This window comes from Massilia cellulosiltytica (assembly GCF_047325105.1).
Classification (GTDB): domain Bacteria; phylum Pseudomonadota; class Gammaproteobacteria; order Burkholderiales; family Burkholderiaceae_D; genus Telluria; species Telluria orientalis.
Genome location: NZ_CP168562.1, coordinates 3,543,423 through 3,557,998, shown reverse-complemented (window position 1 = coordinate 3,557,998; position 14,576 = coordinate 3,543,423). Strand labels below are relative to the sequence as shown.

At 68.3% G+C, this 14,576-nt stretch carries 10 protein-coding genes; 4 read left to right on the top strand and 6 right to left on the bottom strand.

The annotated features are described in order from the left end of the window. Positions 1-17 precede the first annotated feature (17 nt). The 6 genes from ACEN9H_RS15545 to ACEN9H_RS15520 form a co-directional block, all read right to left on the bottom strand. Entirely contained in the window at positions 18-2,291 is a 2,274-nt protein-coding gene (locus ACEN9H_RS15545; RefSeq protein WP_413675480.1) for a protein kinase domain-containing protein, read from the bottom strand. A gap of 209 nt (positions 2,292-2,500) precedes the next feature. After that, positions 2,501-4,369, bottom strand: a complete 1,869-nt coding sequence (locus tag ACEN9H_RS15540) for an AI-2E family transporter (RefSeq protein WP_413675479.1) — start codon at positions 4,367-4,369, stop codon at positions 2,501-2,503. A gap of 119 nt (positions 4,370-4,488) precedes the next feature. After that, positions 4,489-5,175 (bottom strand): methionine ABC transporter permease, encoded by a 687-nt coding sequence (locus ACEN9H_RS15535; protein WP_413675478.1) that lies wholly within the window; start codon positions 5,173-5,175, stop codon positions 4,489-4,491. After that, entirely contained in the window at positions 5,168-5,941 is a 774-nt protein-coding gene (locus ACEN9H_RS15530) for a methionine ABC transporter ATP-binding protein (protein WP_413675477.1), read from the bottom strand. The genes ACEN9H_RS15535 and ACEN9H_RS15530 overlap by 8 nt, the downstream gene beginning before the upstream one ends. A gap of 11 nt (positions 5,942-5,952) precedes the next feature. After that, the gene (locus ACEN9H_RS15525; RefSeq protein ID WP_413675476.1) at positions 5,953-6,933 is read right to left on the bottom strand and encodes an acyl-CoA dehydrogenase family protein; all 981 of its coding nucleotides are present in this window, start codon (positions 6,931-6,933) and stop codon (positions 5,953-5,955) included. Positions 6,934-7,060: 127 nt separating this feature from the next. Then, positions 7,061-7,687, bottom strand: coding sequence for a LysE family translocator (locus ACEN9H_RS15520; RefSeq protein WP_413675475.1), 627 nt, complete (start codon positions 7,685-7,687; stop codon positions 7,061-7,063). A 93-nt stretch (positions 7,688-7,780) separates the two neighbouring features. Between ACEN9H_RS15520 and ACEN9H_RS15515 the strand changes: the two genes are divergently transcribed. The 4 genes from ACEN9H_RS15515 to cphA all read left to right on the top strand — a co-directional run bounded on the left by ACEN9H_RS15515 (position 7,781) and on the right by cphA (position 14,572). After that, entirely contained in the window at positions 7,781-8,599 is an 819-nt protein-coding gene (locus tag ACEN9H_RS15515) for a metallophosphoesterase (protein WP_413675474.1), read from the top strand. Positions 8,600-8,854: 255 nt separating this feature from the next. Next, complete coding sequence (locus ACEN9H_RS15510; RefSeq protein ID WP_413675473.1) at positions 8,855-10,258, top strand: amino acid permease; 1,404 nt, start codon at positions 8,855-8,857, stop codon at positions 10,256-10,258. Between the two features lie 164 nt (positions 10,259-10,422). Continuing rightward, a complete protein-coding gene (locus ACEN9H_RS15505) occupies positions 10,423-11,880 on the top strand; it encodes an iron-containing redox enzyme family protein (RefSeq protein ID WP_413675472.1) in 1,458 nt (485 codons plus the stop codon). A 58-nt stretch (positions 11,881-11,938) separates the two neighbouring features. Next, positions 11,939-14,572: a cyanophycin synthetase gene (gene cphA / locus ACEN9H_RS15500; RefSeq protein ID WP_413675471.1), complete on the top strand. Its 2,634-nt coding sequence runs from the start codon at positions 11,939-11,941 to the stop codon at positions 14,570-14,572. The last annotated feature ends 4 nt before the right edge of the window (positions 14,573-14,576 follow it).

The window sequence follows — 14,576 nt, the reverse complement described above, 5'->3', positions numbered from 1 at the left end:
GGTAGGGTAAGTCGGCATCAATCGGGGTGATAGTCGGGGTCGCGGCGCAGCGCCACCAGGTCTGGTTCCGCTTCCACGTACTTGACTGGGTAGCCCAGGCGCAGGGCCGCCACGATCGCATCAAGGGCGCGTTTGCGGTCACCGAGCAGCTCATAGGCGAGTCCCGCGCGGAACTGGACGTCGGCGGACGTGGGCGCCAGTGCCAGGGCGCGCGTCAACAGTGCCGGCGCCTCGTCCTTGAGCCCGGACCGTACCGCATACAATCCCATGCGCGAGACGAGCCCGACATCGTTGGGCGAACGTTCGAGCCGCTCGGCGAGCAGGCGGCGAGCCTTGTCGTACGCCTGCCGGGCCTCTTCGGCACGACCGGGGATCCACAGCAACGTATCGCCCAGATTCGCCCAGTTCTGGTACCCGCCTGGCGCGCCGTGGATGGGCGAAACGGCGTTTTTGAACGCATCGGCTGCGCCCACGTAATCACCCCGGAGAAACAGGATGTTGCCGAGGTTGGTGTACAGGCTCCCGCTCGGACGCACCTGCAAGCCTTGCTGTAGTACGCGTAACGCCTCGTCGGCGCGGTCCTGGCGCATCAAGGCGGCGCTCAGGTTGGCATAGGATCGTACCGCGTCCGGTTCCAGTGCGATGCTGTGGCGAAACGCCTGTTCGGCCGCTTTCAGGTCGGATCGCTCGTAATACACCGTGCCGAGCTCATCTGACAACGTGCGCTCGCGGGGGAAGCGGCGCACCGCGTCGGCGATGCAGGCCTGTGCTTCGGCATAACGTCTTGCGTGGCGCAGTGTTTGGACCTTGCCCCACAAGGCGAAAAAGTTGGATGGATCGAGGCGCTGGGCGCGCGCAAACGCTGCGAGCGCGTCGTCGGGCCGGCCCTGCAAATCGCGTACCCAGCCTTGGGCGATATGGCTCAGCGCCAGCTGATCGTTCAGTTTCAGTGCCTGCTGCGCGCCCGCGTCGCCCTTGCGCAGCCAGGTGTCGTCCGTGCGATCGCCGGCGTATCGGATAGTGCTGACGATCGACTTGCCGGCCACTGCGGCTGCGTTGTCGGGGTTGTGTTTCAGGATGCGTTCGAAGTGCGCCTCGGCGCTGTCGAGACCATCGGGCCGGTCGGGCTGTTTCAGCGCAGCCAGGCCCCGCTCCATCTCGACCGCTTCGGAATAGGGCGCCAGCGCCTGGGGCAGCGCGCCGATCCGCGGCGCCACCTGCCACCACAGACTGCCGGCGAGCGCGATGCCGATTGCGGCCGCGGCACCGATGCGCACGGTCCGGCGTGGGCGGGCACGTGCGGAGGCGGTGACGGGCGCGCGCGGCGCGCTTGCGTCGGGCTTGCCGGTCAGTTCCGCGATCCGCCTGGCCGCCTCGTCCATGCTGCCGAGGCGCTGTTCGGGCTGGCGCGCCGTCAGCGCCCGGATCAGCGCGATGAGCGGCGTGCCCAGGTGCTCCGGATAATCCCACCCGTCCGACGACGTCTGGACGAGTGCCGCCGCCAGGGCCAGGCCGTGCAGGGTCGCAAAAGGCCGCTTGCCGCACACGAGTTCGTAGAGGATGACGCCGAGCGCATACACGTCCGCGCGTGGATCGGGCGTCGCGCCCTGCAGCCGTTCGGGGGCCATGTAGGCAATCGTGCCCTGCGGGTCGGTCTGGCCTGTCGCTGCGACCTCGGCCAGCGAGACAGTCTCGGTGGCGAGGGCGTCCTGGCGCAGCGCGAGGCCGAAGTCGAGGATGCGTACCCTTCCGTCCTGATCGACCATCAGATTCGACGGCTTGATGTCGCCGTGCACGAGGCCTGACGCGTGGGCATCGCGCATCGCTTCCGCCGCTTGGCCCACCCAGTCCAGCGCGGTCGGAAGTGGTACCGCTTCATCCTGCAGGATCTGTTTCAGCGTGCGGCCACGTACGAGTTCCATGACGATGAACTGACGGACGCCGTTGTCTTCGACCGCGTGCACCTTGACGAACGCCGCGTGTCGCAACGACGCCGCAAGCCGCGCTTCGCGCACGAGGTCCGTACTTGCCGCTACGCCGTGGCGGATGGTCTTGATCGCGACACTGCGATGGAGGCGCGTGTCCCAGGCTTCATAGACTTCACCGAAGCCGCCCTCGCCGAGACGAGCGCGCAGTTCATAATGTTCAGGATGGCCGAGACCGGTATCGACGTTCGGTACGCCGGTCGCATCAGGAAGAGTGGAAGCCGCCATGACCGCAAAAATGTGATGTGTGGCAACATTATAGCGGAAGGCAACTACGTGGAAGCGATTTCGCGATTTCTTCGACAACTATATTACGGGCCGTAGGTCCGTAGCGCTGGCGCACATCCCCAGCGAACCAGCGATCAACGCCACGCCGGCACCAATTTCTTGTTTTGGACCATTTGCATTCCTTTATCGGATTTGAACATGTCGTCATGGCATCCGATACAACAGTTGCCATTAAGAAATTTCATAACAGATAATGAACGAAATGGTGTAGCGATTCTTCGACGCGCTCACGCTCGCGGCGCCCGCTCCGGCGCCACGAATGCCAGCGCTTCCTCGAACGAGCGCAGCACGATATCGACATGTTCCTCGACCGCCGGCTGCGGCACGGTCGACTGGTCGAACGGCAGCTTGACGGTGGCGAGCAGCGCATCCGGCAGATGGGTGCGCAATTCCGTGACGGCGCTCAGCCAGTCCCCGAGCCGGTCTTCCACGGGGTACGGCAGAATCACGGTGGAGATCAGCTCCGCCTTTTCCGGACCGGGCCGGTCGGCGCTGCCCAGCAGGGTGCTGCGCGCGTCGATGTTCGCGTCGCGCAGCGCCGACACGAGCAGCTCGGCGAGCAGCTCGTCCCGTTCCACCGCGAGGGCGGCGCACAGCACGACGGAGTGCGCGGGCACGTCCAGCGAGCCCTGCCAGCGGCCCTGGCGGGTCTCGCGCATCTGGCGCAGGTAGGCGCCCAGGTTGGCGTCGAGCAGCGAGACGTCGCGGCGCCGCCGCGTGCGCGCGGGTGTGCGGCCTTCCGGGTTCAGGGTCGCCGCCACGCGGCCCATGGCGGCGCGCATGGTCTCCATCTGGCCCGCGTCGATGCGGCCCGCGCGCATGTCGGCGCCGGCCAGGGCGAGGCCCGGCAGCAGCACCTTGTCGCAATAGCGCGCGAAGCTGGCGCGGCGCAGGTAGGCGTGGGCGTCGCGCACGATCGTGTCGCTGTCGGCCGACAACAGGCGCTGGTACAGGCGCTGGGCGCCCGAGACGTTGGGCGCGTCGCCGAGCAGGATCGTCACCGGTTCCAGCCCGCGCACGTGGCGGCCGGCCACGACGAAGCACAGGGTCAGCGGCGTCGACAGCAGCAGGCCCACCGGCCCCCACATCGCGCCCCAGAACACGGCCGAGACGATCACGGCAAGCGGCGACAGGCCCGAGCTGTGGCCGTAGACCTTCGGTTCGACGACGTTCGCGACGAACAGTTCCAGCGCGACGAACAGGGCGATGCAGGATAGGGCCAGCTGCCAGCCCGGGTCGATGGCGGCGACGAACACGGCGATGACGGCGCCAGCCGCCATCACGCCGATGTAGGGCACAAAGCGCAGCATGCCGGACAGGGCGCCCCACAGGCCCGCGTGCGGTACGCCGGCGAGCCACAGCAGGAGGCCGATCAGGGTGCCGAACGTCAGGTTGACGATGAACTGAGACAGGAAGAAGCGCGACACGCCCTGGGCCGCGTCGCCCAGGGTGCGGATCGTGCGGTTGATTTCCGTCTGGCCGGCGAGCCGGATCAGGCGGTCGCGCAGCGATTCGTGTTCGAGCGAGATGAAGACGAGCAGTACGAGCACGAGCCCCGCCTCGCCCAACGGACCGAAGGCCATTGCGAACAGGCGTGTGAGCGAGTCGCGCGTCGTCAGGCGCGGCTGGCGGATCTCGACCGGCAGCGGCTGCGTGGGGCTGACGGTCACGGTGCTCATGCCGCGCCGGCTGCTGACGGTGCCGCTCTGCTGCGCCTGCGGCTGCACGGCGCTGATCTCGGCTTCGATGCGGGCGAACGGCCGCTCGGTCATCTCGCGCACGGCCGCGACCTTGGTGCGGATCGCGGCGCGGTATTTCGGCAGGTCGCCCGTCACGGCGACGAGCTGGAACGCGAGGACGATGCCCAGGCCGACCACGCATGTGCCCACCATCAGCACGGACAGCATCGTCGCCGGCACCTGGCCCAGGCCGATGCGCCGCAGCGTGCGGATCAGCGGAGCGATCACGAGGCTGAGGATGACCGCCAGCGCGAGCGGTTCGAGGACGTCGCGCCCGAAATACAGCAGACCGAGCACGCAGCAGGCGGTGACGATCGCGCTGGAAGTCAGGTGCTTGAACAGAGTGGATTCGCGCATTCGCGGCCGCAAGCGGGGATGGCGGCCATCCCGTAGAGATAAAACCGCCAATGTAGCAAAAAATGTGGCCGGCAATCAAATTTCTATGTAGAAATTTCCATTTATCGTGAAATGTGGGGTCAATCTGTCCTCGCGTAGCCCGGCTGGCGCTTGTCCAGCCGCCGCGCGAAGCGGTCGCCCGCGAGTTGGATGACCTGCACGAGCGCGACCAGCACGACGACGGTGAACACCATGATGTCCGTCTCGAAGCGGTAGTAGCCGTAGCGGATGGCGAGGTCGCCGATACCGCCGCCGCCCACGACGCCGGCCGCCGCGGCGTACGCGAGAATACTGATCGCGAGGACAGTCAGCGCCAGCACGAGGCCGGAGCGGGCTTCGACGAGCAGCACGCGGGTGACGATCTGCAGCTCGGACGCGCCCATAGCCCGCGCCGCCTCGATCACGCCGCGCGGCACGTCGCGCAGGGTTTGTTCGACGAGACGCGCGAAATACGGGACGGCGGCGATCGACAGCGGCACGGAGGCCGCGAGCGGCCCGATCGAGCTGCCGGCGATCAGCCGGGTGAGCGGCACGACCGCGACGAGCAGGATGATGAACGGGAACGAGCGGATCGTGTTCACGGTCCAGCCGAGCAGCAGCGCGAGGGGACGGTGGTGCACCGACTGGCCGTCGCCGACGACGAACAGGACGATGCCGAGCGGGCCGCCGAACAGCACGGCGGCGCACGCGCCGATGCCGAGCATGGCCAGGGTCTGGCCCAGCGCGACGGCCAGGTCGGGCAACAGGTCGATGAGGCTCTCAGGCATGCAGGACTCCCGGATGGAACAGGGCACCGGCTTCGGTGGCGTGGAACGCGAGTTCGCGGCCGAGGGCCGTGATGCGCGGAGCCGTCGTGTCGGTGGGGACGAACGTCTCCGCGACGGCGCCGTGTTCGATCACCGCCACGCGGTTGCACAGCGCCGCCAGGGCGGGCAGTTCGTGGCTGACGATGACGATCGTGACGCCGGGCTCCGCACTCACGGTGCGCAGGGTGGCGAGGAGGGCGCGCGTCGCTTCCGCATCGAGGGCGGACGTCGGCTCGTCGCACAGCAGGACCTCGGGCTGGCTTGCGATCGCCCGGGCGATGGCCACGCGCTGCCTTTCGCTGTCGGACAGGCGCGCCGGATACGCGTGCGCCCGCGCCCCCAGGCCGACCTGCTCCAGGCACGCCTGCACGCGCCGGCGCAGGCGCGGAGGGTTCAGCATGCCGTGCAGGCGCAGCGGGAACGCGACGTTGTCGAACACGGTCAGGTTCTGCAACAGGTTGTCGCGCTGGAAGATCATGCCGATGTTCTGGCGCGCGGTGCGCAGGTCGCGTTTCGACAGCCGCGCCAGGTCGCGGCCCGCGACGACGACGGCGCCGCAGTCTGGCCTCTCCAGCAGGTTGATCGTGCGGAGAAGGGTCGACTTGCCGGCGCCACTGTGGCCGACGATGCCGAAGATGTCGCCGCGTTCCACGTCCAGCGTCACGTCGCGCAGCACGGGGCCGCCACCGAAGGATTTGCGCACGCGGTCGAGACGGATGATGCTCATGGCGGCCCCCGTCACGCGTATGCGGCCGGTGCGCGCAGCGTGCCGCCGAGTGCGTGGCGGCCGATCTCGACCGCGGCCTTGCGCGCGACGATCTTCGCGTCCGCGGCCGCCAGCGCGACCTCGCGCCGTTCGCGTCCCGTCAGATGGTGGCCGCGCGCGAACGCGTCGTCCAGCGCCGCGGCGGCATCTCCGGCCAGCACCTGCGCGGGCCGCACGAGCACCTGGAACCACGGCTGCGCCTCGCCGCGCGCCGTCGCCAGCGCGCCCTCGGCGAGGCCGACGTACACGTTCGCGACGATCATCTGCGCCACCTGCGCGCGCAAGGCCGCCCGCGGCGTGGCTGCGCGGGCGGCCGGCTGCAGCACGTCGTCTTCCGCCAGCTGCACGCCGGTCAACGTCACGGTGCCGCTGGCGGCCTGGCGCAGGCCGAACGCATTCCAGTCGGCGTGGACGGCGACGCCATCCCGCTGCGTGGGCAGCACGGCGACCAGCGTGCCGTGCGCGAGCGGGTCCCAGGCGCACACGGTGAGCCGGTCCGATCCGACTGAACTCGATGCACAACCCTTGGCGCCGTCCAGCACGTAGCCGCCCGCCGTCGGCCGGGCGACGAGGCGTTTGTCCAGCGGGTCCAGGGCCTCGCCCCAGAACACGTCGTGCTCGATGGTCTCGAACAGCAGGCGGCGCTGCTGGCGCGCATTGCCCGTCAGGCGGATGCCGGCGATCTGGAGGTGGTGGAGGCCGAGCCGGTGGGCGAGGGCGCCGTCGGCACGTGCGACGATGCGCAAGACGTCGCCGATCGTCTTCCAGCTCGCGCCGAGGCCGCCGTATTCGCGCGGCACCGGGAGGGCGAGCAGGCCGGAAGCGCGGATCCACAGCCGCCCGCGCGCCGCCAGGTGGTGGGCTGCGGCAATGGGGTCATACGGGTCGGGGGCCGGAGTCGGGCGGGCGTCGCCGTCCGACGATGCGGGAACTGGGTGCAGTGCCAGATGCATGGTCGATATCCTTCAGCAGAGTCGGCCCAGTATGGCAAACGGGGGACTCCACGTGAACGAAGATATTCGCCGTTCGATATGTGACGAACGTTAAAACGAAAAGCGACTATGTAACTGAGGGATGCCGTCAGCGCGACACGATCAGCCGCAGGCCGAGGGCGATGAAGATCGTGCCGGCGATGCGGTCGAGCCATTGGCCGGCCTTGGGTCGGCGCGCCAGCCACTGGCCGATGGCGCCGGAAAAGAAGCCGAGCAGGCCGAACAGGACGACGGCCTGCAGGGTGAACGTGAGGCCCAGCAGCGCCGTCTGCAGGTTGGCGTCGCCGCGCTGCGCGACGACGAACTGGGGCAGGAACGACAGGAAGAACAGCGCGACCTTCGGATTGATGGCGTTCGCGACGAGGCCCTTGAAGAACAGCGTGCGGGCCGGGTCGGCGGCGGCGTGCGCCGTGTCGACCTTGGCGCCGCCGCGGCTGCGGATGGCGTGCCACCCCATCCAGGCGAGGTACAGGCCGCCGCACACCTTGAGCGTCGTGAACGCGAGCGGCGACGCGGCGATGAGGGCGGACACGCCCACGACGGCCAGCAGCGTGTGCGACAGGCAGCCGAATGCGCATCCAAGCCCGAACGCGATGCCGCGCAACCGGCCCTTCGCCACGCCCACGCTCAATACCATCATGTTGTCCGGCCCCGGCGACAGGGTCAGCAGGATGGCGGCGGCGAGGAAGGCGAAGAACTGGTCGGGAGTCAGCATGGTAGCCCTGGGCAAAAAGGCAATGTTACCTCACCGGGGGCGCAGTTGGTGTAAAGTGCGGGTCCTATGTCCAGTCACAAGCATGAGCAACCCTTGCGCAATGCGTTCGAACGCGTCCTGAATGCCGCCCTGCTGAAGGGCTTCGTGGCCGGGTTGAGCTACCGGCTCGGCGGCCTGGGCAAAGTGCGGGTGACCCGCCAGGAGGTGGAGCTGGGCCCCGAACGCCGGCTGGCGCAGCCGCTGCGCATCGGTTTCGCGTCCGATTTCCATGCCGGCCCCACCACGCATCCCGCCATCTTCGACGACCTGCTGGCCGCGATCCGCGCGGAAGCGCCGGACGTGATGCTGCTGGGCGGCGACTACGTGTGTTTCGATGCGGAGAACGTGGCCGTCCTGGCGGACTTCATCGCGGGCGCGCGGGCCCCGCTGGGCACCTATGCCGTCATCGGCAACCACGACACCTGGAACGGCCGCGGCATCATCGAGGACGCGCTGCGCGCCGGCGGCGCCGAGGTGCTCGTGAACCGCAACGTCGCGCTGCCGGCGCCGTTCGGCGACGTCAGCGTGTGCGGCATCGACGATCCGTGGACCGGGGCGCCATCGGCCGCCGCCACGTTCGCCGGCGCGGGCGCCGTCCGGATCTACCTGACCCATTCCCCCGACGGGCTGTACCGCCTGGAGCGCCAGCGCTTCGACGTCGCCTTCGCCGGCCATACCCATGGCGGCCAGATCGCGCTCCCGGATGGTGCGCCGCTGTTCCATCCCAGCGGCCCGTGCTCGCGCGATTTCTGCTACGGCCGCTACGACGTGTCCGGCAACGGCCCCCTCATCGTCAGCCGCGGCGTCGGCTGTTCCGGCATCCCGCTGCGGCTGAACGCCGATCCTGAACTCCTCATTTGCACGCTGCGCTAGGCGTTTGTGGCCGGATTTTGCGGTTTCCCAGCTTCTATACCTTGAAATATTGAGTATTTCCTTTGATTCTGGATAACAGAATGGAGATAATGTGACGCCGCCAGGCTGGCGACCGGCATTGTTCTTGCATGCCAGTCCAGGCGGTCCGTGCCCAGGAGGAGACCCCCTTCGGCGGATGTATGTGCAGGTTATCGCCTGCCCGCCGCACATAACAATCAGGGACCGGGATCTATCTACTATCGATTGGAGAAAGCAGTGAGTCTTTTCAGAACCAAGAATCTCGACAACATGGTCGCAGCCTCCCGTACCCCGGGCGGGCTGAAGAAAGTGCTGGGGCCAACCGACCTCATCCTCATGGGCATCGGGGCGATCGTCGGCACCGGTATCTTCGTGCTGACCGGTACGGGCGCATTGACGGCCGGTCCGGCGTTGACGGTATCGTTCATCGTCGCCGCCATCGCGTGCGGCTTCGCGGCCATGTGCTACGCGGAGTTCGCGTCGACCGTGCCGATCGCCGGTTCGATCTATACCTACAGCTATGTCGTCCTCGGCGAACTCGTCGCCTGGATGATCGGCTGGGACCTCCTGCTCGAATACGGGCTGGCGACGTCGGCGGTGGCCGTCGGCTGGTCCGGCTATTTCCAGTCGCTGATGGGCGGCTTCGGCATCACCATTCCTGAAATCCTGTCCGCCGCCCCGGGCGCGGTGCCGGGCGTGCACAGCGTGATGAACCTGCCGGCGCTGGTCATCATGCTCGTGCTGACCGCGATGCTGTCGTACGGCGTGCGCGAATCGGCGCGCGTGAACAACGTCATGGTCGTCATCAAGATGATCGTCGTGCTGCTGTTCATCGCCGTCGGCGTCAAGCACGTCACGCCGGCCAACTGGCATCCGTTCGCGCCGTTCGGCGGCACGGGCATCATGAGCGCTGCCGCCGTCGTGTTCTTCGCGTTCATCGGCTTCGACGCCGTCACGTCGGCCGCCGAGGAAGTCAAGCGTCCTGAACGCGACCTCCCGATCGGCATCATCGGCTCGCTGACCATCTGCACGATCCTGTACGTGATCGTCGCCGCCATCATGACCGGCATCGTCCCGTTCCAGATGTTCAAGGGCATCGACCACCCGGTGTCGCTGGCCCTGCAGCACGCGGGCGAAAACTGGTTCGCCGGCTGGATCGACCTGGGCGCGATCCTCGGCATGACCACCGTGATCCTGGTGATGGCGTATGGCCAGACCCGCATCATCTACGCGATGTCGCGCGACGGCCTGCTGCCGGCGAAGCTGTCCACCGTGCACCCGAAATTCGGCACCCCGTTCTTCGCGACGTGGGTGGTCGGCATCCTGTTCGGCCTGATCGCGGCGTTCGTGCCGCTGAACGTGCTGGCCGAACTCGTCAACATCGGCACGCTGGCCGCGTTCTGCCTCGTCTCCGTCGCCGTGATCGTCCTGCGCAAGAAGCGGCCGGACCTGAAGCGCGCGTTCCGCTGCCCGGGCGTGCCCATCGTGCCGGGGATCGCCGTCGTGTTCTGCCTGGCACTGATGTCGTTCCTGTCCGCGATCACGTGGGTGGCGTTCCTCATCTGGCTGGTGCTGGGCCTGCTTGTGTATTTCGGTTATGCCCGTTCGCGGTCGCTGCTGAACGGCGCGACGCAGTCGTAATCCGCTGTCCGCGTTCTGAAAGCGGCGCTGCGGCGCCGCTTTTCTTTCTGGCAACGATACAATTTTTGTAATCCCTGTCCGACATTCTGGAGGGAAGCGTACCGATTACGCCATCTCCGCCGGGTCCGCATAATCTTGGTAGAACATTTACCAAAAGATTTGTTATGACCTCCACTTTTGCCGTCGACAGCCCAACACGCGCAGCAGGCCGGGACACCCGCCCGGTCCAGGTATCGTCCGCCAGGGACTTGTATTTCGCGCTGATGGACAACCCGGCCGCGGCCCTCGAGGCGTCCGGCGCGTTCCTGGGGGCGCAGATCGAGGTGGCGCGCGCCGAACCGTGCGAGCTGCCGGACGCCGTGTGGCAGCTGCAGGGCTGGATCCAGGGCCGCGCCGAATCGGTGGGCATCGCCTACCGCGAATACCTGGCCGCGCGCAAGAACGGCGCGCCGCGCCGCTACTTCACGAACAAGTCGCATGCGCTGTACTTCCTGAAGGGCGTCGCGCCCACGAAGCTCGTCGACGGCGCCTGGGTGTACGGCACCCTGTCGCGCTGGGAGAATCCGGAATTCCACCCGCTGATCAAGACCTATCTCGAAGAGCTGGGCGACGGCGTCCCGGACAAGAACCACGTCACGCTGTACCGCCGCCTGCTCGCGGCGCACGGTTGCGAACACTGGGAGACGCTGCCGGAGGACCACTTCGTCCAGGGCGCCATCCAGCTCGCGCTCGCCTACAATGCCGACGCCTTCCTGCCGGAAGTGGTGGGGTACAACCTCGGCTACGAACAACTGCCGCTGCATTTGCTGATCACGTCGTACGAGTTGAACGAACTCGGGATCGACCCGTATTACTTCACCCTGCACGTCACCGTCGACAACGCCGGCAGCGGCCACGCGCACAAGGCCGTACAGGCGCTGCGCCACCTGATGGCGCAGTCCGGCGACCCGGCCGCGTTCTTCCAGCGCGTGCTGGACGGCTACCGCCTGAACGACCTGGGCGCGTGCACGACGTCCGTCATCGGCGCCTTCGACCTGGAAGCGGAACTGGTCGAGATCTTCAGCGCCAAGGCCGCCATCGGCAAGAACATGCATTCGGATTACTGCCGCGTGGCGGGCCGCTCCGTCAACGACTGGCTCGCCGATCCGCGGCAGATCCCCGAGTTCCTGACGAAGCTGGAGGAATCGGGATGGATCCAACGCGGCGAGGACGTGGAGCAGAGCCGCTTCTGGCGCCTGATCCAGGGCGAGCGCGCGGAGATGTTCGGCGTCTTCTCGAACCATGAGCAGCAGGTGCTGCGCGACTGGATCACGACGCCGCGCGACGCCACCGCCGCCGCGCGCACGACCCGCGTGCTTAGCCACCGCGCGCGCCAGCGCACGCTCGACAACCTTGCGCAGCACGCGCAGCGCAGCGGTTATCCGGAGCGGGGCCTGATCCGTCGCCGCCCCGCGGGCACTGGCGGGGACTCCGAACTGCACCAGCTGGAACAGCGCGTGGCGGCGGCCGCCGGCAAGCCGGAGGCGATGGCCATGCTGGCGCAGCTGATGGCGCCGTCCGTGCACCACACGGCGATCGGCCTGATGGCCACGCGGATGTATTCGCAGCTGCTCGACGCTTGAGAATGAATGCAGCGACGCGCGCACGCGCGCCGCGACGACCGACAAACAAGGGATTCCCGTGCACATACTCGAACAACGCTTCCTGCGTGGACCGAACATCCACGCCGCCACCCCCTGCCTGCTGTCCGTGCTCGACCTGGACGATCTGTATGGCGTCTCGACCCGCGACCTCCCGCAATTCAACGAGGCGCTGCTGGCGCTGCTGCCGTCGCTCGCGGACTACCTCGTGCCGACGGGCCAGCCGGGCGGCTTCGCCCAGCGCCTGCGCGAAGGCACGTATCTCGCGCGCGTGATCGAGCATGTGACGCTGGGCCTGCAATGTCTCGCGGGCGCGCCGGTCGCGTTCGGCCGGACGCGCCCCGTGACGGGCCAGCCGGGCCAGTACCGCATCGTCTGCGCCTACCAGCTGGAAAAGGTCGCGCAGCCCGCGTTCGCGCTGGCGGTGGACATCGTCGACGCGCTCGCGCACGGCCGCGCGTTCGACCTCGCGCCGCGCCTGGAGGAGCTGCGCGAGATCGCCGAGCGCTACGCCATCGGCACGAGCACCGCCGCCGTGCTGGCCGCCGCGCAGGAACGGGGCATCCCCGTCACGCGCATCACGGAGGACGCGAACCTGTTCCAGCTGGGCTGGGGCGTAAAGCAGAAGCGCATCCAGGCGACGATCACGGGCGACACGGGCACCATCGCCGTGCGCATCGCCAGCGACAAGCAGCTCACCAAGCAGCTGTTGCACGAGGCGGGCATCCCCGTGCCGCAGGGCGAGACGGTGACGACGATCGAAGACGCGCTGCGCGTTGCCGGCAAGTTGAAGGCGCCGGTGACCGTGAAACCGCTGGACGCCAACCAGGGCAAGGGCGTGACGGTCGCGTGCCGCACGGATGAAGAGATCGAGCAGGCCTACGCGTACGCGCGCAAGTTCGGCCGCCACATCATCGTCGAACGCTTCATCGAAGGGGCGGATTACCGCGTGCTCGTCGCGGGCGGCAAGGTCGCGGCGGCGTCGCTGCGGCGGCCCGCGCACGTCGTGGGCGACGGCACGCACACGGTGCGCGAACTCGTCGACCTCGAGAACCGCAATCCCGCCCGCGGCGCGGGCCACACGAACATCCTCACGCAGATCGCGCTGGATGCCCATGCGGAAGACCTGCTGCGGCGCCAGAACCTCGTCCCGGACGCCGTGCCCGCGGCCGGCATGACGGTGTATCTGCGCGGGAACGCCAACCTGTCCACGGGCGGCACGGCGGAAGACGTGACGGACCTGCTGCCGGAATCCACGCGCCGCCTGTGCGTGCGCGCGGCCGCGAAGATCGGCCTGGACGTGGCCGGGATCGACATCGTCTGCCGCGACATCGCCCAGCCGCTGGCGGAGCAGGGCGGCGCCGTCATCGAGGTCAATGCGGCGCCCGGCATCCGCATGCACCAGCACCCCGGCAGCGGCACGCCGCGCGACGCCGGCGACGCCATCGTGCAGGGGCTGATGGGCGAGTCGGACGGGCGCATCCCGATCATCGCGTGCACGGGCACGAACGGCAAGACGACGACCACCTTGCTGATGGCGCACACGGTGCGCCTGGCCGGCAAGGTCACGGGCGTGACGACGACGCACGGCGTCACCATCGCCGGCAAGGAAGTCACGAAGGGCGATTGCACGGGCTACTGGTCGGCGCGCACGGTGCTCGCGTCGCCGGACGTGGAGTTCGCGGTGCTGGAGACGGCGCGCGGCGGCATCCTGAAGCGCGGCCTCGCCTTCGACCGCTGCGACATCGGCATGGTGCTGAACGTATCGCCGGACCACCTGGGCCTGGACGGCGTGGACACGATCGAAGACCTCGCGCAGGTGAAGGCCGTGGTGCCGCTGGCGGCCAGCCGCGCCGTCGTGCTGAACGCCGAGGACCCGTTGTGCGTGGCGATGGCGCGGCGCGTGCATCCGGACGTGGAGATCGTGTACTTTGCCATGGAGGCGGACAGCCCCGTGCTGCTGCGCCACCTGGAGGAGGGCGGCCGCGCCGTCTACTTCCAGGACAATTCGATCGTCGTCGCGGATGCGACTTACCACCAGGAGCTGCTGCGCGTGGAAGCGATGCCGATCGCGCTGGGCGGCCGCGCGCGCTACAACATCGCCAACGGGCTCGCGGCGGCGGCGGGCCTGATGGCGGCGGGATTCAACAACCTGCAGATCGCGACGGGCCTCTCGACGTTCGTCAGCGACGGCAAGACCAACCCGCTGCGCACGAACGTGTTCGACGTGCGCGGCGTGACCGTGATCGTCGACTACGCGCACAATCCGGCCGCGTATGCCGCGCTGGCGGAGATGGCGCGCTCGCTGCTGCCTGGCCAGCTGGTGGGCATCGTGACGGCGCCGGGCGACCGCCGCGACGCCGACCTGCTGGACGTGGGCCGCGTGTGCGCCGGCCGTTTCGACGAACTGGTCGTCTACGAATCGTCGAGCCGCGGGCGCGCATACGGCGGCGCCGTCGACCTGATCCTGCAGGGCGCGGAGGAGGTCGTCGGCAAGACGGATACCCTGCACCGCGAACTGGACGTGGGCGAGGCGATCCGCCTGGGCCTGTCGCTGTGCCGCCGCGGGGACGTCCTCGTGTTCGCGTGCGGGTCGTCGCTGGACGTGTTCGTCGAGGCGATCCGGCAGACGGACCCGGAAAGCGCGGCCAGGATCGCGGCGCAGGTGGGGTAAGCCT

Bases quoted from the DNA above. Each gene is read 5' to 3' on its own strand.
- ACEN9H_RS15540 (WP_413675479.1), bottom strand. From the start codon at position 4,369: ATGCGCGAATCCACTCTGTTCAAGCACCTGACTTCCAGCGCGATCGTC.
- ACEN9H_RS15535 (WP_413675478.1), bottom strand. From the start codon at position 5,175: ATGCCTGAGAGCCTCATCGACCTGTTGCCCGACCTGGCCGTCGCGCTG.
- ACEN9H_RS15530 (WP_413675477.1), bottom strand. From the start codon at position 5,941: ATGAGCATCATCCGTCTCGACCGCGTGCGCAAATCCTTCGGTGGCGGC.
- ACEN9H_RS15525 (WP_413675476.1), bottom strand. From the start codon at position 6,933: ATGCATCTGGCACTGCACCCAGTTCCCGCATCGTCGGACGGCGACGCC.
- ACEN9H_RS15520 (WP_413675475.1), bottom strand. From the start codon at position 7,687: ATGCTGACTCCCGACCAGTTCTTCGCCTTCCTCGCCGCCGCCATCCTG.
- ACEN9H_RS15505 (WP_413675472.1), top strand. From the start codon at position 10,423: ATGACCTCCACTTTTGCCGTCGACAGCCCAACACGCGCAGCAGGCCGG.